The 18,507-nt window shown below is 69.7% G+C and carries 16 protein-coding genes; 10 read left to right on the top strand and 6 right to left on the bottom strand.

The window, feature by feature from the left end; all coding sequences use genetic code 11:
• Positions 1–158: 158 nt before the first annotated feature.
• Together ACEN8D_RS02890 and glpK are read left to right on the top strand one after the other, a co-directional pair.
• The gene (locus tag ACEN8D_RS02890) at positions 159–884 is read left to right on the top strand and encodes an MIP/aquaporin family protein (protein WP_413399745.1); all 726 of its coding nucleotides are present in this window, start codon (positions 159–161) and stop codon (positions 882–884) included.
• A 44-nt stretch (positions 885–928) separates the two neighbouring features.
• Positions 929–2,440 (top strand): glycerol kinase GlpK, encoded by a 1,512-nt coding sequence (gene glpK, locus ACEN8D_RS02885; protein ID WP_070418990.1) that lies wholly within the window; start codon positions 929–931, stop codon positions 2,438–2,440.
• Between the two features lie 81 nt (positions 2,441–2,521).
• Here glpK and trpD read toward each other — a convergent pair whose 3' ends face one another.
• On the bottom strand, positions 2,522–3,577 hold the full coding sequence (trpD, locus tag ACEN8D_RS02880) for an anthranilate phosphoribosyltransferase (RefSeq protein WP_070418989.1): 1,056 nt from the start codon (positions 3,575–3,577) through the stop codon (positions 2,522–2,524).
• A 70-nt stretch (positions 3,578–3,647) separates the two neighbouring features.
• On the opposite strand from trpD, the gene ctaE reads away from it, so the two are divergent.
• From ctaE to ACEN8D_RS02855, 5 genes are all read left to right on the top strand, one after another.
• Complete coding sequence (gene ctaE, locus ACEN8D_RS02875; RefSeq protein ID WP_031260857.1) at positions 3,648–4,286, top strand: aa3-type cytochrome oxidase subunit III; 639 nt, start codon at positions 3,648–3,650, stop codon at positions 4,284–4,286.
• 21 nt (positions 4,287–4,307) lie between these two features.
• Positions 4,308–5,117, top strand: a complete 810-nt coding sequence (gene qcrC / locus ACEN8D_RS02870) for a cytochrome bc1 complex diheme cytochrome c subunit (RefSeq protein ID WP_309889134.1) — start codon at positions 4,308–4,310, stop codon at positions 5,115–5,117.
• Positions 5,118–5,150: 33 nt separating this feature from the next.
• Positions 5,151–6,218, top strand: coding sequence for a cytochrome bc1 complex Rieske iron-sulfur subunit (qcrA, locus tag ACEN8D_RS02865; protein ID WP_070418987.1), 1,068 nt, complete (start codon positions 5,151–5,153; stop codon positions 6,216–6,218).
• Positions 6,218–7,903: a cytochrome bc1 complex cytochrome b subunit gene (gene qcrB, locus ACEN8D_RS02860; RefSeq protein WP_070418986.1), complete on the top strand. Its 1,686-nt coding sequence runs from the start codon at positions 6,218–6,220 to the stop codon at positions 7,901–7,903. Before qcrA ends, qcrB begins: the two co-directional genes overlap by 1 nt.
• Positions 7,904–8,071: 168 nt before the next feature.
• Positions 8,072–9,031 (top strand): phosphodiesterase, encoded by a 960-nt coding sequence (locus ACEN8D_RS02855; protein WP_413398656.1) that lies wholly within the window; start codon positions 8,072–8,074, stop codon positions 9,029–9,031.
• A 329-nt stretch (positions 9,032–9,360) separates the two neighbouring features.
• Here the strand turns inward: ACEN8D_RS02855 and ACEN8D_RS02850 are convergent, their stop codons facing one another.
• From ACEN8D_RS02850 to ACEN8D_RS02835, 4 genes are all read right to left on the bottom strand, one after another.
• Positions 9,361–10,914, bottom strand: a complete 1,554-nt coding sequence (locus ACEN8D_RS02850; RefSeq protein WP_071294685.1) for a stealth conserved region 3 domain-containing protein — start codon at positions 10,912–10,914, stop codon at positions 9,361–9,363.
• Positions 10,915–11,007: 93 nt separating this feature from the next.
• Entirely contained in the window at positions 11,008–11,463 is a 456-nt protein-coding gene (locus tag ACEN8D_RS02845; protein ID WP_413398654.1) for a DUF6804 family protein, read from the bottom strand.
• The gene (locus ACEN8D_RS02840) at positions 11,463–12,047 is read right to left on the bottom strand and encodes a GDSL-type esterase/lipase family protein (protein ID WP_071294684.1); all 585 of its coding nucleotides are present in this window, start codon (positions 12,045–12,047) and stop codon (positions 11,463–11,465) included. The genes ACEN8D_RS02845 and ACEN8D_RS02840 overlap by 1 nt, the downstream gene beginning before the upstream one ends.
• Positions 12,044–13,576, bottom strand: a complete 1,533-nt coding sequence (locus tag ACEN8D_RS02835; RefSeq protein ID WP_070418981.1) for an SDR family oxidoreductase — start codon at positions 13,574–13,576, stop codon at positions 12,044–12,046. Before ACEN8D_RS02835 ends, ACEN8D_RS02840 begins: the two co-directional genes overlap by 4 nt.
• Positions 13,577–13,618: 42 nt before the next feature.
• Here ACEN8D_RS02835 and deoC point away from each other — a divergent pair, with 42 nt between their 5' ends.
• The 3 genes from deoC (at position 13,619) to ACEN8D_RS02820 (ending at position 16,158) form a co-directional block, all read left to right on the top strand.
• A complete protein-coding gene (gene deoC, locus ACEN8D_RS02830; RefSeq protein ID WP_402717508.1) occupies positions 13,619–14,350 on the top strand; it encodes a deoxyribose-phosphate aldolase in 732 nt (243 codons plus the stop codon).
• Positions 14,351–14,478: 128 nt separating this feature from the next.
• Entirely contained in the window at positions 14,479–15,426 is a 948-nt protein-coding gene (locus ACEN8D_RS02825; protein ID WP_413461529.1) for an ROK family protein, read from the top strand.
• Between the two features lie 156 nt (positions 15,427–15,582).
• Positions 15,583–16,158: a type IV toxin-antitoxin system AbiEi family antitoxin gene (locus ACEN8D_RS02820; protein WP_495601144.1), complete on the top strand. Its 576-nt coding sequence runs from the start codon at positions 15,583–15,585 to the stop codon at positions 16,156–16,158.
• Here the strand turns inward: ACEN8D_RS02820 and ACEN8D_RS02815 are convergent.
• The gene (locus ACEN8D_RS02815) at positions 16,137–18,497 is read right to left on the bottom strand and encodes a RelA/SpoT family protein (RefSeq protein WP_413399105.1); all 2,361 of its coding nucleotides are present in this window, start codon (positions 18,495–18,497) and stop codon (positions 16,137–16,139) included. The two genes, ACEN8D_RS02820 and ACEN8D_RS02815, sit on opposite strands and share 22 nt — an antisense overlap.
• Between the last annotated feature and the right edge of the window lie 10 nt (positions 18,498–18,507).

The raw sequence follows: 18,507 nt of genomic DNA, 5'->3' as shown, positions 1-18,507 counted from the left end.
CGCACACCGCGCATGCACGTTCGTGCACAATGGCGCACTTCCCTCACGAATGCATCGCCATCCGTCGATGCCCGTCAGTATGCTCGGCCCCAATCACTCAACGGGGAGTGCCGGCGCTGTACCACCGGACCCCCACCCTCACGCACTGGAGGTCACCGATGGACGGCATCGGCGTCAATTTCCTCTCCGAGCTCGTCGGTACGGCGATGCTCATCATCCTGGGTGGCGGCGTCGTCGCCGCCGTCTCGCTGACGAAGTCCAAGGGCTTCGGAGCTGGCTTCCTCATGGTGACGATCGGCTGGGGCTTCGCGGTCTTCGCCGGTGTCACCGTGTCGTACAGCTCCGGCGGCCAGCTCAACCCGGCGGTGAGCCTCGCGCTCGCCATCCTCGGCAAGATCACCGTCGGGGAGATGTTCCTCTACTGGCTCGCGCAGATGATCGGCGCGATCATCGGTGCGGTCATCGTCTGGCTGGCCTACAAGCAGCACTTCGACGAGGAGCCCGACGCGGCCGCGAAGCTCGGCGTCTTCTCCACCGGCCCGGCGATCCGCTCGTACGGCTGGAACGTCGTCACCGAGATCATCGGCACGTTCGTGCTCGTCTTCGTCGTCCTCGCCTTCACCAACGGCAAGACCCCGGCCGAGCTCGGCGCCGTCCCCGTCGCCTTCCTCGTGATCGCGATCGGCGTCAGCCTCGGTGGCCCGACCGGCTACGCCATCAACCCGGCACGTGACCTCGGTCCGCGCATCGCGCACGCCTTCCTGCCGATCAAGGGCAAGGGCTCGAGCGACTGGGCCTACGCCTGGGTGCCGGTCGTCGGCCCCCTCGTCGGTGGCGCCCTCGCGGCCGGCCTCTCCACCTTCCTGCTGCCGATCGTTTCCTGATCGTCTGCACCACACCCACCCGAGCACCAGCGTAAGGAGCACCAATGGCCGACTACATCGTCGCCATCGACCAGGGCACGACCTCCACCCGAGCGATCGTCTTCGACCACTCCGGCTCGATCGTGTCCGTCGGACAGAAGGAGCACGAGCAGATCTTCCCGCGTGCCGGGTGGGTCGAGCACGACCCGTCGGAGATCTGGGACAACACCCGTGAGGTCATCGGCCAGGCCCTGTCCCGCGCCGACATCACCCGCCACGACGTCGCGGCGGTCGGCATCACCAACCAGCGCGAGACCGCGGTTGTCTGGGACAAGAACACCGGCAAGCCGGTCTACAACGCGATCGTCTGGCAGGACACCCGCACGCAGTCGATCGTCGACAAGCTCGCCGACGGCGACACCGACCGCTACAAGTCGGTCGTCGGTCTGCCCCTGGCGACGTACTTCGCCGGCACCAAGATCGTCTGGATCCTCGAGAACGTCGAGGGTGCGCGCGAGAAGGCCGAGGCGGGCGACCTGCTCTTCGGCACCACCGACACCTGGGTCCTCTGGAACCTGACCGGCGGCGTCGACGGCGGCGTCCACAAGACCGACGTCACGAACGCCTCCCGCACGCTGTTCATGGACCTCGAGACGCTCGAGTGGCGCGACGACATCCTCGCCGACTTCGGTGTTCCGAAGTCGATGCTCCCCGAGATCGTCAGCTCCTCCGAGGTCTACGGCCACGTCGAGTCCTCGAACCTCCTCCGCGAGGTCCCGATCGCCGGCATCCTGGGCGACCAGCAGGCCGCGACGTTCGGCCAGGCGGCGTTCGACCAGGGCGAGTCGAAGAACACCTACGGCACGGGCAACTTCCTCATCTTCAACACGGGCACGGAGATCGTCCGCTCGGAGAACGGGCTGCTCACGACCGTCGGCTACAAGCTCGGCGACCAGGAGACGCACTACGCGCTCGAGGGGTCGATCGCCGTCACGGGCTCGCTCATCCAGTGGCTCCGCGACAACCTCGGCCTGATCGGCAGCGCCCCGGAGGTCGAGGCCCTCGCCAAGACCGTCGAGGACAACGGCGGCGTGTACTTCGTCCCGGCGTTCTCGGGGCTCTTCGCGCCGTACTGGCGTCCGGATGCCCGCGGTGCGATCGTCGGCCTCACCCGCTACGTCAACAAGGGGCACATCGCCCGCGCCGCCCTCGAGGCGACGGCGCTGCAGACCCGCGAGGTCCTCGACGCCGTCAACGCGGACTCCGGTGTGGACCTCACCGAGCTCAAGGTCGACGGCGGCATGACCGCCAACGACGCGCTCATGCAGTTCCAGGCGGACATCCTGAACGTGCCGGTGGTCCGTCCGGTCGTCGCGGAGACCACGGCGCTCGGCGCGGCCTACGCGGCCGGGCTCGCGGTCGGGTTCTGGGCGAACCTCGACGAGCTCCGTGCCAACTGGCAGGAGGACAAGCGCTGGGAGCCGCAGCTCGACGAAGCCGAGCGCGAGCGCACCCTGCGCCTCTGGAAGAAGGCCGTCACGAAGACGTTCGACTGGGTCGACGAGGACGTCCAGTAGTCCTGTCCTGAGGTGACCGCCTGGAGGCGCGGTGCCGGTCCCACGGACCGGCACCGCGCCTCCGGTGCGTTGCGTCTGCGCTCACGCGACGGGGGTCGCGCCCACCCAGTCGGCCAGCTTGCGCGCGGCGGCGCCCGAGTCGATCGCGTCGGCCGCGACGACCAGCTGCTCGCGGAAGCGCTGCAGGATCGGGCGGTCGACCTCGGCCGGGTCCTCCGCCAGGCGGAAGGACACCAGGCCGGCGGCGGCGTTGAGCAGGACGATGTCGCGCACCGGACCGGTCTCCCCCGCGAGGACACGGTGCACCACGGCGGCGTTGTGCTCCGGGTCGCCGCCGAGCAGGTCCTCGATGCGGGCCCGGGCGATCCCGAGGTCGCGCGGGTCGAGGTCGTGCTCGGTGACGCGGCCGCCGGTGACCTCCCAGATGTGGCTGTGCCCGGTCGTCGTCAGCTCGTCGAGGCCGTCGTCGCCGCGGAACACGAGCGCGGTCGCCCCGCGGGTCTGGAACACGCCCGTGATGATCGGGACGAGCTCGAGCTGCGCCACGCCCACCGCGTTCGCCTCGCACCGTGCGGGGTTGACGAGCGGACCGAGGAAGTTGAACACCGTCGGGACGCCGATCTCGCGGCGGACGGGTCCGGCGTGCGCGAACCCGGGGTGGAAGGCGCTCGCGAACGCGAAGGTCAGCCCGACACGCCGGAAGGTGTCCGCGACACGCGCGGCGTCCATCGTCAGGTCGAGTCCGAGTGCGGCGAGGACGTCGCTCGACCCGGACTTCGAGGAGCTCGCCTTGTTGCCGTGCTTCACGACGGGGACGCCCGCGGCGGCGATCACGATCGCGCTCATCGTCGAGACGTTCACCGTGCCGACGACGTCGCCACCGGTGCCCACGATGTCGAGCGCCATCGGGTCGACGTCGAGCGGGACGGCCGCGTCGAGGATCGCGTCGCGGAAGCCGACGACCTCGTCGACGGTCTCGCCCTTGGCGCGGAGGGCCACGACGAAGGCGGCGATCTGCGCCGGGGTGGCCCGACCTGCCACGATCTCCTGCATTGCCCATGTGGACTGGCTGATCGTCAGGTCTTCGCGCGCCATGAGCGCGCTGATCACGGCAGGCCAGGTGAGAGCGTCGAGCATGGTCTGATCGTAGTGAATTCGAGAGACCCGCCAGTTGGCTGCGAAAACACTGTCCGTGGTTTCGGCCATAATGGAGTCTGTGACTAGCACCCCTCTCTCCAGATCCGCCAGCGGTCCGGTCCTGAACAGGCCGAACGCCGTTGCCGTGGGGACGATCGTGTGGCTGGGCAGCGAGGTCATGTTCTTCGCCGGCCTGTTCGCGATCTACTTCACGTTGCGCAGCACCTCGCCCGAACTCTGGGCGACCGAGACCGCCAAGCTCGAGGTGCCCTTCGCCTCGGTGAACACGATCATCCTGGTGCTGTCCAGCTTCGCCTGCCAGTTCGCGGTCTTCGCGGCCGAGCGCTTCCAGGTGCACCGGACGAGCTGGAACCCCAAGGACTGGGGCATGACGGAGTGGTTCTTCGTCACGTACTGCATGGGCGCGATCTTCGTCTGCGGCCAGATCTTCGAGTACGCGAACCTCTGGCACGAGGGCGTGACGCTCTCCTCCAGCGCCTACGGTTCGGCCTTCTACATGACCACCGGGTTCCACGGTCTGCACGTCACGGGTGGCCTCATCGCCTTCCTGCTGACGCTCGGCCGCGGGTTCGCCGCCAAGAACTTCGGTCACAAGGAAGCGACCACCGCGATCGTCGTGTCGTACTACTGGCACTTCGTCGACGTCGTCTGGATCGGCCTCTTCGCCGTCATCTACCTTCTCAAGTAGGAACTGGATAGCCCCCACCGCATGTTCAACAGAACCAAGTCCAAGAAGGGCCGCCGTTCACCGATGGCGACCGTGTCGCTCATCGTCGTCGGTCTCATGACCACCGGCGGTGCGTACGCGCTGTTCAGCTCCACGGCGAACGCCGACGACAGCACGAGCACCGTGGCGGCCTCGAGCCAGTCGAAGGTGAACGAGGGCCAGAAGCTCTTCGCCTCGAACTGCGCCACCTGCCACGGCCTCTCCGCGCAGGGCACCAGCGAGGGTCCGTCCCTCATCGGTGTCGGTGCCGCGTCCGTCGACTTCCAGGTCGGCACCGGTCGCATGCCGATGGCCGCCCAGGGTCCCCAGGCCGAAGAGAAGCCCGCCCAGTTCACGGACGAGCAGATCGACGCCCTCGCCGAGTACGTCGCCTCGCTCGGCCCCGGCCCGGCGGTCCCCTCCGAGAGCCTGACCAACGGCCAGGACGGCGACGCCGCCGAAGGTGCGGAGCTCTTCCGCATCAACTGCGCGATGTGCCACAACGTGGCCGGTGCCGGTGGTGCCCTGACCGAGGGCAAGTACGCGCCGAACCTGCAGTCGGTGTCCGGCAAGCACATCTACGAGGCCATGGTCACTGGCCCGCAGAACATGCCGGTGTTCAACGACCTGAACCTCACCCCCGAGCAGAAGGCCGACATCATCACGTACCTCAAGTACGTGCAGGACAACAAGTCGCCCGGCGGGTTCGCACTCGGCTCCCTCGGCCCGGTGGCAGAGGGTCTGTTCATCTGGATCTTCGGACTCGGCGCGGTCGTCGCGATGACCGTCTGGCTGACCGCGAAGTCCAACTGATCGTCCGTGTCGAACGACACTGAAGGGAACACCATGGCAGAGCACGACGACGAGGCACTGAACTCGTCCTCGGCTGTCGAGAAGCACGGCACGACCACCACCTCGGCCGGGATCGCGGTCCTGCCGACGGACCCGTTCGAGAACCCGGGCGAGCCGCCGCACCGCGCACGCCGCACCGACGTCGACCCGAAGAAGCAGCGCCTGGCCGAGCGTCAGGTCGCCACGTTCTTCTACCTGTCGATCGTGGGCAGTGTCCTCGCGATCGCGGCCTACGTCGCCTTCCCGATCGACTCCGACGACTTCGGGACCGTCCGGACCGCCAACCTCTGGCTCGGCCTCTCGATCGCCCTCGCCCTGCTCGCGCTGGGCCTCGGCGCCGTGTACTGGTCGAAGTCGCTCGTGGTGGACCGCGAGATCACCGAGCTCCGCCACGGCACCCGCGGCACCGACGCGACCCGCGCCAAGGCGGTCGAGGCGTTCCAGCTCGCCGACAAGGAGTCCGGCTTCAGCCGTCGCAAGCTGATCCGCAACTCGATGATCGGCGCCCTGGCAGCCTTCCCGCTCCCGGGCATCGTCCTCGTGCGCGACCTCGCGCCCGCGGCCGACCCGAACGAACTCCTCCGCCACACCATGTGGGCCAAGGGCACGCGCCTGACGAAGGACCCGACGGGTCTGCCGATCAAGGCGTCCGACGTGACCATCGGTTCGGTGTTCCACGTCATCCCGGACGGCATGCTCGACAAGGAGGACATGCTCGAGGAGAAGGCCAAGGCCTCCGTCCTCCTCATGCGCCTCGACCCCAAGGACCTCAACCCCTCCAAGGGCCACGAGAACTGGGGCTACGACGGCATCGTCGCGTACTCGAAGATCTGCACCCACGTCGGATGCCCGGTCGCCCTGTACGAACAGCAGACGCACCACCTGCTCTGCCCGTGCCACCAGTCGACCTTCGATGTCTCGAACAACTGCGAGGTCATCTTCGGGCCGGCGGCACGCCCCCTCCCCCAACTTCCGATCGCGATCGACGACGACGGCTACCTGGTTGCGCAGAGCGACTTCCACGAGCCCGTCGGCCCGTCCTTCTGGGAGCGTGAACGCTGATGAGCAGCACGACCACCAACGCACCCGCGTCGTCGACCACCAAGCCGGCACCGGAGCGCGGATCCCGCATCATCGGCGGGGTCGCCAACTACATCGACGAGCGCACGAGCATCTCGGGCCTCGTGAAGGAGGTCGGGCGCAAGATCTTCCCCGACCACTGGAGCTTCATGCTCGGCGAGGTGGCGCTGTACAGCTTCGTCGTCGTCCTGCTGTCCGGTACCTTCCTCACGTTCTTCTTCCAGGCGTCCATGGCCGAGGTGGTCTACCACGGCTCGTACGTCCCGCTGAAGGGCATCGAGATGTCGACCGCACTGCAGTCGACGCTCAACATCTCGTTCGACATCCGCGGCGGGCTCTTCGTCCGGCAGATCCACCACTGGGCGGCCCTGCTGTTCGTGGCCTCGATCATGCTGCACATGGCCCGCGTGTTCTTCACCGGTGCCTTCCGCAAGCCGCGTGAGCTCAACTGGGTGTTCGGCTTCATCCTGTGGGTCCTGGCCATGGCCGAGGGCTTCACGGGCTACTCGCTCCCCGACGACCTGCTCTCCGGCAACGGTCTGCGCATCATCGTCGGCATGATCGAGGGTGTGCCGGTCATCGGCGTCTGGATCGCCTACCTGCTCTTCGGTGGCGAGTTCCCGGGCACCGACATCGTCGGCCGGCTCTACACGCTGCACATCCTGCTGCTCCCGGCGATCCTCGTCGCGGTGCTCGGCGTCCACCTCGTGCTGGTCGTCATCAACAAGCACACGCAGTTCGCCGGCCCCGGCAAGACGAACGAGAACGTCGTCGGCGTGCCGATCCTCCCGGCGTTCGCGGCGAAGGCCGGTGGGTTCTTCTTCATCGTCGCGGGCATCCTCGCCCTCATCGCCTCGCTGTTCACGATCAACCCGATCTGGAACTACGGCCCGTACGACCCCTCCCCGGTGTCCGCCGGTACCCAGCCCGACTGGTACATCGGCTTCGCCGACGGTGCGCTCCGTCTGGTGCCGCCGCACTGGGAGGTCGTGTGGTTCGGCTACACGGTGTCGTTCAACATCCTCGTGCCGATCGCGGTGCTGGTGTTCCTCATCCTCGCCATCTTCATCTACCCCTTCATCGAGGGTTGGGTCACCGGCGACAAGCGTGAGCACCACATCCTCGACCGCCCGCGCAACGCCCCGACCCGCACGGCGTTCGGCGCCGCCGGCATCACGCTCTACGCGAGCCTCTGGGCCGCCGCGTCGTCGGACATCATCGCGACCCACTTCTACGTGTCGATCGACCACGTCATCCACGTGATCCAGGCCACGACGGTCCTCGGCCCGTTCGTCGCCTTCTGGATCACGAAGCGCGTGTGCCTCGCCCTGCAGAAGAAGGACCGCGAGATCGTCCTGCACGGGTACGAGTCCGGCCGCATCGTGCGACTCCCCCACGGCGAGTACATCGAGGTGCACGAGCAGCTCGACGAGTACGAGCGTTGGAAGCTCCTGCAGTTCAACGAGTACAAGCCGCTCATGATCCGTCCGAACGCCCGAGGCAAGATCTCGAGCCTGCAGAAGGCCCGCGCCAGCATGTCGCGCTTCTTCTTCGAGGACCGGATCACCCCGGTGTCCAAGGCCGAGCTCGAGGCCGCGCACGCCGCGCACCACGGCCCGGACCTCGAAGCCGGACACGAAGCGCCCGCGGTCGAGTCGAAGCACTAGGCACCCCGCGCACCGGAACCCCCGTCACCTCGGTGGCGGGGGTTTCGTCGTGCGTGCGGGAACACGCCGTGCCGCGTTCACGTTCGATTCACCGACACGTGCTGGACTCGTCCAGGACGGTGTGGCACTGTGTTGCACCACGCACCCGACCAACGGAATGAGACCCCGATGGACAGCCGGACGGCCGAACACCCCAGGCCGAACCACTTCCTGCTCCACCTCAGCGACACCCATCTCGTGGCGGGTGACGGCGACCTCTACGGTGACGTCGACTCAGCTGCGCGGCTCGGCCAGATCATCGCCGACATCGAGTCGTCGGGGACGCGTCCCGAGGCCATCGTCGTCACGGGCGACGTCGCCGACAAGGGCGAACCCGGCGCGTACGCCCGCATCCGCGACATCGTCGAGCCGGTCGCGCGGCGGATCGGCGCACAGGTCATCTGGGCGATGGGCAACCACGACGAACGCGGCGCCTTCCGGCAGGAGCTGTTCGGGCTCCAGCCGACCGATCGTCCGGTCGACTTCGTCTACGACGTCAACGGCCTCCGGGTGATCACCCTCGACACGAGCGTGCCCGGCGCCCACCACGGCGAGGTCTCCCCCGAGCAGCTCGACTGGCTGGCCGAGGTCCTGTCGGAGCAGGCGCCGCACGGCACCATCCTGGCGATGCACCACCCGCCGGTGCCGAGCGTGCAGGACCTCGCCGTCCTCGTCGAGCTCCGCGACCAGGACGCCCTGGCCGAGGTCGTCGAGGGCAGTGACGTCATCGCCATCATCGCCGGCCACCTGCACTACTCGACGAGCGCCGTCTTCGCGGGCATCCCCGTGTCGGTCGCGAGCGCCACGTGCTACACGCAGGACCTCACCGAGTACCAGGGCGGTACCCGAGGACAGGACGGCGCACAGTCGTTCAACCTCGTGCACGTCTACGGCCACAACGTGGTGCACTCGGTCGTGCCGATCGGGCACTACGCCACGGTCGGCGAGCCGGTGTCGTCGGCCCAGACCGAGGCTCGGCTCGCAGCGGCGGGCGTGACGATCCCGGCGGCTGCGGAGCCCGCGCCGGTGACGTCGAGCATCCCGGTGTTCACGCTCGACTCCGTGCCGGTCTCCCCCGTCCACCGCTGAGCCCGAGCGCGCGGCACGCACCGGGTGGGGCCAGGAGGTGCGGGTCGGCTCGGTGGTGCGCCCGCGGCCACCGATGGTTGCGTGTGCATGGTGCGACATCGTGGTCGTCGTTCGACAGCGGTCTTGTCGGTCGTTGCACGCGCATCAGTTGCGTGTGCATGGTGCGACATCGTGGTCGTCGTTCGACAGCCGTCTTGTCGCTACTTGCACACGCACCTGCCCGCGCGCACAAGGAACGACATCGCCGACGTCGTACGACAACGGCCTCGTCGCTCATTGCACGCGCAACAAGCTGCGCAAACGACGAAAAGACCCGCCCGCGCCCGGCCTCAGCCCGCGGGGCGCTCCCACGGCGCCGGGAACGGGAAGTACTTCTCGAGGAAGTCCGTCACCCGCTGCGTCCGCTCCTCGTCGCTGACCTCGGGGAAGCTCCCGTCGTTCAGGCAGAAGAAGTCCGCGTTCCGCTTCTTGAGCAGGTCGCCGAGCGCCCGCAGACCGGACTGCATCGTCGTGTCGATGTACCGCACCTCGGCGTTCTCCTGCACGATCGCCCGGCCGGTGAGCAGCGAGTAGTAGTGGTACAGCGAGTTCGTCACCGAGATGTTCTCGGCAGCACGGAACCGTGAGGCCGCGGTGGCCGCGAACTCGTCGGCGAACTCGTGCTCCATCTCGGTCATGATCGAGGCGCGCAGCGGGGTCGGCGCGTGCTCGAGGTGCCGGGTCGTCACCGCGCCGAACCGCTGCTGCAGGAGTCGGCGGTTGACCCGGGCGGAGTTCTCGAACCCGCTGCGTGCCGGGTTGTTCGACCCGAGGCCGATCCGCGTCGTCGCGAGGATGAACTTCGTCACCGAGCCCGGGCTGAAGAACACCGAGGGGTCGACCAGGCGGCCGAAGAACATGTCGTCGTTCGAGTAGATGAAGTGCTCGCTGATGCCCGGGATGTGGTGCAGCTGCGATTCGACGGCCTGCGAGTTGTGCGTCGGCAGGACGGAGGGGTCGGCGAAGAACTCCTCGGAGCGAACGATGCGCACCTTGGGGTGGTCGGCGAGCCAGGCGGGCGCCGGGGAGTCCGTGGCGATGTAGATCTGCCGGATCCACGGCGCGAACGTGTGCACCGACCGGAGCGCGTACTTCAGCTCGTCGATCTGGCGGAAGCGGGCGGGGGCGTCGTCGCCCTCGCCCAGGACCGCACCGGACTGCGCTGCCTGTCGTGCCCGCTGGTACTCGATGGCGTTGCCGTCGACCCACGAGAACACGATGTCGATCGGGAACCGGATGTCGGACACGTGGTCGTCGAACATGTGCTCGACCGTGCGCCAGGTTCGGCCGTACCGCTCGATGTCGACGAGCACGAACTCGTCGACGGGCAGGCTGCGGCGCATCAGGGCGTTCTCGACCGGCGCGAGGACCTCGGTGTCGGTGACCCGCCAGAACTCGAGCTGCACGCTCGTCTCGGCGCCGTAGCGCAGGCGTCCGAGCGGCTCGAGGCGCGGCCGGAACACGCGCAGGACGGGTTCGTCGACGGAGCCGAGGCCATCGTCGATGACGAGCACCGCGGGCTTCCCCGGGGGCTTCGCGTAGAAGGGCTCGTTCGCGGCGGCAGCCATCACGGCGCTCTCCGCCCGCTGCCGGTCGCGCTCGTCGAGGGCGATCACCGGCCGCTGGTCGTTGCCGCGGATGAGCAGGTGGTCGACGTCACCGGCGGTGAGGGCGTCGTCGAGGAACAGGAGGTCCTCGATCATCGACTGCTGCGGCGTCAGGTGCCCGTTGACGAGCGTCAGTCGTCCCTTCCGTACGACGACGTCGGGACGTTCGAGACCGCCGGAGGACGGTCGAGGGTTCAGCAGAGGACTCTCGGTCACCGGCTCGGTCTCGTTGCTCATCCACACCCTTCGGATCAGTGCGCCGGACCCGTTTGCCCGGCGACTCATCCTACCGTCCGCGCGGACGCTCGGTCCGCTCGTCGGTCGCCCGGGCTAGGGCCTGGAGGCGCGGTTCGCCTCCGCCTCGCGCGGCACCTTCACGACGATGCCGACGACGATGAACAGCGCGGCCGCGACGAGCTGCAGTGCCGCCCACACCTCGCCGGGGATCGGCACGACCGCGAGCGGGTTCCAGCAGACGGCGATCGCGGCCATCAGGAGCGCCGCCCACCACGGCCGCCCCCGCACGGCGAAGACGAGGACGATGAGGCTGAGCACGGTGACACCCCAGCGGGCGAACACGAAGCCGGACGAGTCGACGATCGCGACGCAGGCGAGGAGCACGATCGCCGCGATCAGCGACGGGGCGAGGGCGGGCCGGGTGAACGGCGGCAGCTCCCCTCCTGCTCTCCCGCCGGACGCCGAGCCCGACCGCGTCGGCTCTGCCCCGCCCACCGGCACGCCGTGCAGCGACGATCCCGCCGGTGGTCGGCCCTTCCGTCCTGCCATCAGGCGGTGGCCCCGTCGAGGTCGATCGCCTGGATGGACCGGGACATCGGCGGGAGCTCGCGCACCCGTTCGAGCGCGGGCACGAGCTCGGCGACGTAGGCCCGGTAGCCGTCCTCGGTGAGGTGCAGGCCGTCGTCGGTGAACCGGTCGTCGAGGTGGTCGCCGTCGGCGAGGGCCGGCCACGCGTCGAGGTACTGGGCGTGGCAGGTGGCGACGAACTGGCGGAGGTGCCGGTTCGCCTCCTCGATCTTGGCCGTGTACTCCGCCTGCCGCGGCAGGATGGAGACGAGGAGCAGGCGGACGCCCGGGAGCTCGCGGCGGAGGGTCACGAGCACGGACTCGACCCCGCGGACGACGTGCTCGACGCTCTTGCGGTGGTTGCCGAAGTCGTTCGTGCCGATGAGCAGGACGATGACCTCGGGCTGCTCGGCCACGACGGCGTCCAGTCGTGCGAGGACCCCGTCGGTCGTGTCACCGCCGATGCCCTGGTTGACGGTCCGCTCGTCGGGCAGCCAGGCGTCCCACGACCCCTGCTCGGTGATGCTGTCGCCCAGGAACAGGACGCTCGTGCGTTCCTCGGTCATGCTGCCTCCTCGTGTGCGGGTTCCGGGTTCCCATTCTGCTGGGTCCAGTTCCGCCCCGTCGACTCGGTGTGCTCGGACTCCCGCTCGGCGGCCGCGGTGATGCGCTCGACCATCCCGGGGAAGATCACGCCGTGGAACGGCAGGATCGAGTACCAGTACAGGCGGCCGGCGAGCCCCTGGGGGAAGTAGATCGCCCGCTGCCGGTAGTCGCTGCCGCCGTCGTCCGCGGGGGTCACGGTCATCTCGAGCCAGGCGCGGCCCGGGGACTTGAACTCGGCGCGCAGTCGCAGGTAGCGCCCGCGCTCGAGCCGCTCCACGCGCCACCAGTCGAGGGCGTCACCCTGCTCGAGGCGCTTCTGGTCGCGGCGACCGCGGTTCAGGCCGACTCCCCCGGCGAGCTTGTCCATCCACCCGCGGGCCACCCATGCGAGCGGGAAGGAGTACCAGCCGTTCTCGCCGCCGATCGACTCGACGACCCGCCAGACGTCGTCCGCCGAGGCCGCCGAGTGGCGCTTGCGGTCGTCAACGTAGACGGTGTGGCCGGCCCAGTCCGGGTCGCTCGGCAGCGGGTCCGCGGGGGTGGCCGCGAGCGTCGCGTTCCGCCAGCTGGTCTCGACCTCGCCGGTGCGCATGCGGCTCAGGGCGAGACGGACCGCACGGCGGTACCCGGTCAGCCCGCCCTCCGGCCGCGGCACCACGTCGTCGATGTCGTGCTCGCGCTGGACGCATTCGAACTGGAGCGACTCGATGATCGGCTTGGCGAGCTTCCGCGGGATCGGCGTCACGATGTTGAACCAGTGCGCCGCGAGCCCCGGGGTGAGGACGGGCAGCGGCGAGATCGGGCGCTGCGGGAGCTTCGCCTCCACCGCGTACCCGTTGAGCATCTGCCCGTAGCGGAGGACGTCCGGGCCGCCGATGTCGAACGTGCGGTTCACGTCGGCGGGGATGTCGAGCGCCTTGACGAGGTAGTAGAGGACGTCACGGACGGCGATCGGCTGGATGCGGTTCCGGACCCACCGCGGCGCCGGCATCCACGGCAGGACGTCGGTGACGTGGCGGATCATCTCGAACGAGGTGCTCCCGGACCCGATCACCACGCCGGCCTGGTACGCGATCGTCGGGACGCCGGAGTGGAGCAGGACGTCCCCGACCTCCTTGCGGCTGCGGAGGTGCTTCGAGAGTTCGCCGTCGGGGTGCAGGCCGCCGAGGTACACGAACCGCCGCACGCCGGCGGCCGAGGCCTCGCGCGCCATGGTCTCGGCGGCGTCCCGCTCGGCCCGCTCGAAGTCGCCGTCCGCCCCCATCGCGTGGGCGAGGTAGTAGACGGCCTCGATGTCGGCGACGGCGCGGCGCACGGCGTCGGCGTCCTGCAGGTCGCCGGCGGTGATCTCGACGTCGTCGTGCCAGGGGACGTCCTGCAGCTTCCGGGGCGTGCGGACGAAGACGCGGACGGTGTGACCGGCTTCGAGGAGACGTGGGACGAGACGACCGCCGATGTAGCCGGTGGCCCCGGTGACGAGGACGCGCATGCGGGGCACGGTACGCGGCTCGGCTCCGGGTAGGCTTGCCGGGTGGACAAAGCAGCGTTCTCCGTCACCGCCGATGCCGTCCGTGGTCTCATCGACCACGCGATCCTCAAGCCCGAACTCACGCGTTCGGACGTCGACGCCCAGCTCGACGAGGCCGCCGCGTACCGCGTGTTCAGCGTGTGCGTCCGCCCGAGCGACGTCGCGCACGCCGTCGAGCGCCTGACCGGCACCGGGGTCGGCGTCGGCACGGTCATCGGTTTCCCGCACGGCACCACGTCCACCGCGGCCAAGGTCGCCGAGTCGCTGCAGGCCCTCGCCGACGGTGCGTTCGAGCTCGACATGGTGCAGAACATCGGCGCCGCGAAGTCCGGCGACTGGGAGCGCGTCGAGGCCGACGTCCGCGCCGTGGTCGACGCCGCGGGCACCACCGTCGTCAAGGTCATCCTCGAGACCGCCTTCCTCACCGACGACGAGATCGTCGCCGCGTCGCGTGCCGCGCGGTCCGCCGGTGCCGCCTTCGTCAAGACCTCCACCGGGTTCGCCGGCGGCGGCGCCACCGCGGAGCACATCGCCCTCATGCGCGCCACGGTCGGCCCCGACACCGGCGTGAAGGCCTCCGGCGGCGTCCGCGGGCTCGACACGCTGCTCGAGATGGTCGAGGCCGGTGCGGACCGCATCGGCACGAGCGCCTCGGCACGCATCCTCGACGAGGTCGCGCACCGCGCCGAGACCGGCACCGCGTCGGCCGTCGGCGACGACACCACGTCCTACTGACGGTCCGGGGCGCGAGCCCCCGCGACCTCCAGCACCACCCGACCCACCACCAGGGGCCGGCGCCCACCGGACGCGACGACGCGTGCGGGACCGGCACCGCGCCTCCAGACCGCCGCATCGGAGCGCGCATGTCCACCACCCAGTCCACCCCGCTCGCCCTCGCCGTCGACCTCGGCGGGACGAAGGTCGAGGCGGCCCTCGTCACCGACGCCGGCGTCGTCCTCCCCGCCACGCGGTTCCGCAGCCCGACCGGCCCCGGCCGGACGTCCGACGAGCTGCAGGCCGCGGTCGACGAGGTCGTGACGGCCGCCCTAGACGCGCTGCCGACGGACGCCTCGCTCGTCGGTGTCGGCATCGGCTCGGCCGGTCCGGTCGACGAGGAGCACGGACTCGTCTCCCCGCTCAACATGCCGGTCTGGCGCGGGTACCCGCTCCGGGACCGCGTCGCCGCGCACGTCCCCGCCGGCGTCCCGGTCACGCTCCGCATGGACGGCCTGGCGATCACGCTCGCCGAGCACTGGGTCGGCGCGGCGCAGGGCTCCGACCACGTGATGGGCATGATCGTGTCGACCGGCGTCGGCGGCGGCCTGATCCTGCACGGCCGGACCGTCAGCGGTCCGACGGGCAACGCCGGGCACATCGGCCACGTCGAGTGCGGCGGCTTCGACGACCACTGTGCGTGCGGCGGCACCGGCTGCCTCGAGGCGATCGCCAGCGGCCCGAAGACCGTCGCGTGGGCGCAACGGCAGGGCTTCACGGGCAGCACCGGCGAGGAGCTCTCGGCGGCCTACGCGGCGGGCGACGAGATCGCCGTCGCGGCCGTCAAGCGCAGCGGTCGCGCCCTCGGGCAGGCCATCGCGGCGGCCACGAGCCTCGTCGACCTCGAGGTCGTGGCCATCGGCGGCGGGTTCTCGCACGTCACGCCCGACCTCTTCGAGTACGCGCGCGAGGCAGTGGCGGAGCGCGTCGAGTTCGGCTTCGTGACCAAGGTGCGGATCGTCCCGACGGGGCTGTCGCAGGACGGTCCGCTCATCGGCGCCGCGGCGCTCGTGCACCGGGCCGACGTGCTCCGCTGACGACGTCGGCGCTCGACGGCACGTGCTGACGGACGGGAGGCGCGGTGCGGGGCCGACCCGCGCCTCCCGGACCACAGGTGGTCACGTCGTGGACGCACGTCCGTCGCTCTCCACAGGGCGCGTCGACGCGCCGTGCGCGTCGGGCAGGATGTCCGGGTGTCCCGAACCCGGCTGCTGACGAGTGACGACTGGCCCGAGGCCGAGCTGCGCGCAGCGGTCCTCGCCGGCGAGCTCGTGGCCGTCGGGGCGTGCTGGGCCTCCCCCGCCGAACCGCAGAACCCCGCGCTCCGGGCGGCAGCCGCGGCGTGGGCACTCCGTGACGAGCGCCTCATCGCGAGCACCCGGACGGCCGCGTGGGTCTGGGGTGCCGTCTCGCGTGCACCGTCCCCGCTCGAGGCCTGTGTCCCGCTCCGGGTCCGCGTGCACGTCGACGGCGCGCTGCGCGTCCGCGAGGTCGTGATCACGGACGAGGACGTCGTCGTGCTCGGTGGCCTCCGCGTCACCACACCGCTGCGCACGGTCGTGGACCTGCTGCGCAGCCCCGGGGACCGGCCCGGTGGGTTCGATCCGTCGGATGCCGCGGCGGTGGTCGGGCTCCTTGCGATCGGTGCGGTGTCGGTCGATGCGGTCGGCGGGTCCCTCGCGACCCTCGGGAAGATCCCGATGGCCCGGCAGGCGGAGCGGCGGTTGCGGGCGGTCCTGGAGTCCGGTCAGCCCGCGCTGACGCGGTAGACGTCGTAGACCGCGTCGATCCGTCGCACCGCGTTGAGCACACGGTCGAGGTGGGTCGTGTCGCCCATCTCGAACACGAAGCGGCTCAGCGCGAGCCGGTCGGACGACGTGGAGACCGTCGCGGACAGGATGTTCACGTGGTGGTCCGTCAGCACCCGGGTCACGTCGCTGAGGAGCCCCGACCGATCGAGCGCCTCGATCTGGATCTGCACGAGGAACACCGACTTCGAGGACGGCGCCCACTCGACCTCGATCATCCGGTCGGGCTCGTTCATGAGCGACTTGACGTTCGTGCACGAGGCCTGGTGCACCGAGACGCCCTGGCCACGGGTGATGAACCCGACGATCTGGTCGCCCGGGACCGGCGTGCAGCACTTCGCGAGCTTGACGAGGATGTCCGGCGCGCCACGCACGAGGACGCCGCTGTCGCTGTTGCGCAGCTGCCGGCTCGTGACCTGGCGGGGGAAGCTGAGCTCCGGCTCTTCCGTCTCGGTCTCGGTCTGGACGTTCCCGAGGACCTTCTCGATCACCGACTGCGTGGAGACGTGCCCCTCGCCGACGGCCGCGTACAGCGCCGAGACGTCGTCGTAGCGCATGGACGACGCGACCTCGGAGATCGAGTCCTGGCTCATGATGCGCTGGAGCGGCAGGTTCTGCTTCCGCATCGCCCGCGCGATCGCGTCGCGGCCCTGCTCGATCGCCTCTTCGCGACGTTCCTTGGTGAACCACTGCTTGATCTTGTTCCGGGCGCGGGGGCTCCGGACGAAGGTCAGCCAGTCCTGGCTGGGGCCGGAGTCGGGGTTCTTCGAGGTGAAGATCTCGACGACGTCGCCGCTCGACAGGGCGCTCTCGAGGGGCACGAGACGCCCGTTGACCTTGGCGCCCATCGTGCGGTGGCCGATCTCGGTGTGCACGGCGTACGCGAAGTCGACCGGGGTCGCACCGGACGGCAGCCCGATGACCTTGCCCTGGGGCGTGAAGACGTAGGTCTCCTTCGCACCGATCTCGTACCGGAGCGAGTCGAGGAACTCCCCCGGGTCGCTCGTCTCGGCCTGCCAGTCGGTGATGTGCGCCAGCCACGCCATGTCCTGGTCGGTCGCCGACGAGGTGTCGACGTCACGGCCGGCCGCGCGCTGCTTGTACTTCCAGTGGGCGGCGACACCGAACTCGGCCCGCTGGTGCATCTCGTGCGTGCGGATCTGGATCTCGACCGCGCGGCCCTGCGGCCCCAGGACGGTGGTGTGCAGCGACTGGTACAGGTTGAACTTCGGCGTCGCGATGTAGTCCTTGAACCGACCGGGCAGCGGCGTCCACCGCGCGTGCACGGAACCGAGCATCGCGTAGCAGTCGCGCACGGTCGGGACGAGGACACGGATGCCGACCAGGTCGTAGATCTCGTCGAACTCGCGCCCGCGGACGATCATCTTCTGGTAGATCGAGTAGTACTGCTTCGGGCGGCCCATGACCTCGCCGCGGACCTTGGCGGCCTTGAGGTCCTTCTTGAGCGTGCCGATGACGTTCTGGACGAACTGCTCGCGCTTCGGCTGGCGTTCCTTCACCAGGCTGTCGATCTCGACGTACAGCTTGGGGTGGAGCACCGCGAACGAGAGGTCCTCGAGCTCCAGCTTGATCATCTGGATGCCGAGCCGGTGCGCGAGCGGCGCGTAGATCTCGAGGGTCTCCTTCGCCTTGCGCGTGGCGGAGGTCGACTCGACGAAGCCCCACGTGCGGGCGTTGTGCAGCCGGTCGGCGAGCTTGATGACGAGGACGCGGATGTCCTTCGACATCGCGATGACCATCTTGCGGACGGTCTCGGCCTGGGCGCTGTCGCCGTACTTGACCTTGTCGAGCTTCGTGACGCCGTCCACGAGCATGGCGATCTCGTCGCCGAAGTCCTCGCGCAGCTGGTCGAGCTGGTAGTCGGTGTCCTCGACGGTGTCGTGCAGGAGTGCCGCGGCGATGGTGATCGGCCCGATCCCGAGGTCGGCGAGGATCTGCGCCACCGCGACCGGGTGCGTGATGTACGGCTCGCCCGACTTGCGCTTCTGCCCGTCGTGCGCGCGTTCCGCGACCGAGTAGGCGCGCTCGATGAGCGTCACGTCGGCCTTGGGGTGGTGCGACCGGACGGTGCGGATCAGGGTGTCGACGGCACCGGCGGGCTGGGCGCGCGAGAACAGCCGCGGCAGCAGCGACCGGAGCGAACCGAGGTTGCCGGTCGTGTTCGGCCCGAGCGGACTCGTCGGCCGGGGTGCGGAGCCGGGGCGGCTCGCGGAGCCGGTGTCCTGCCCTGCCCGCGGCGCAGAGGCGTCCTGCGGCGTGGACTCACGCGTGTCCGTCATGCGGCGCCTC

It is taken from the genome of Curtobacterium sp. Curtsp22, from assembly GCF_059492135.1.
Note: the sequence above shows the minus strand (reverse complement) of the source record. Positions and strands in the feature narration are given on the sequence as shown.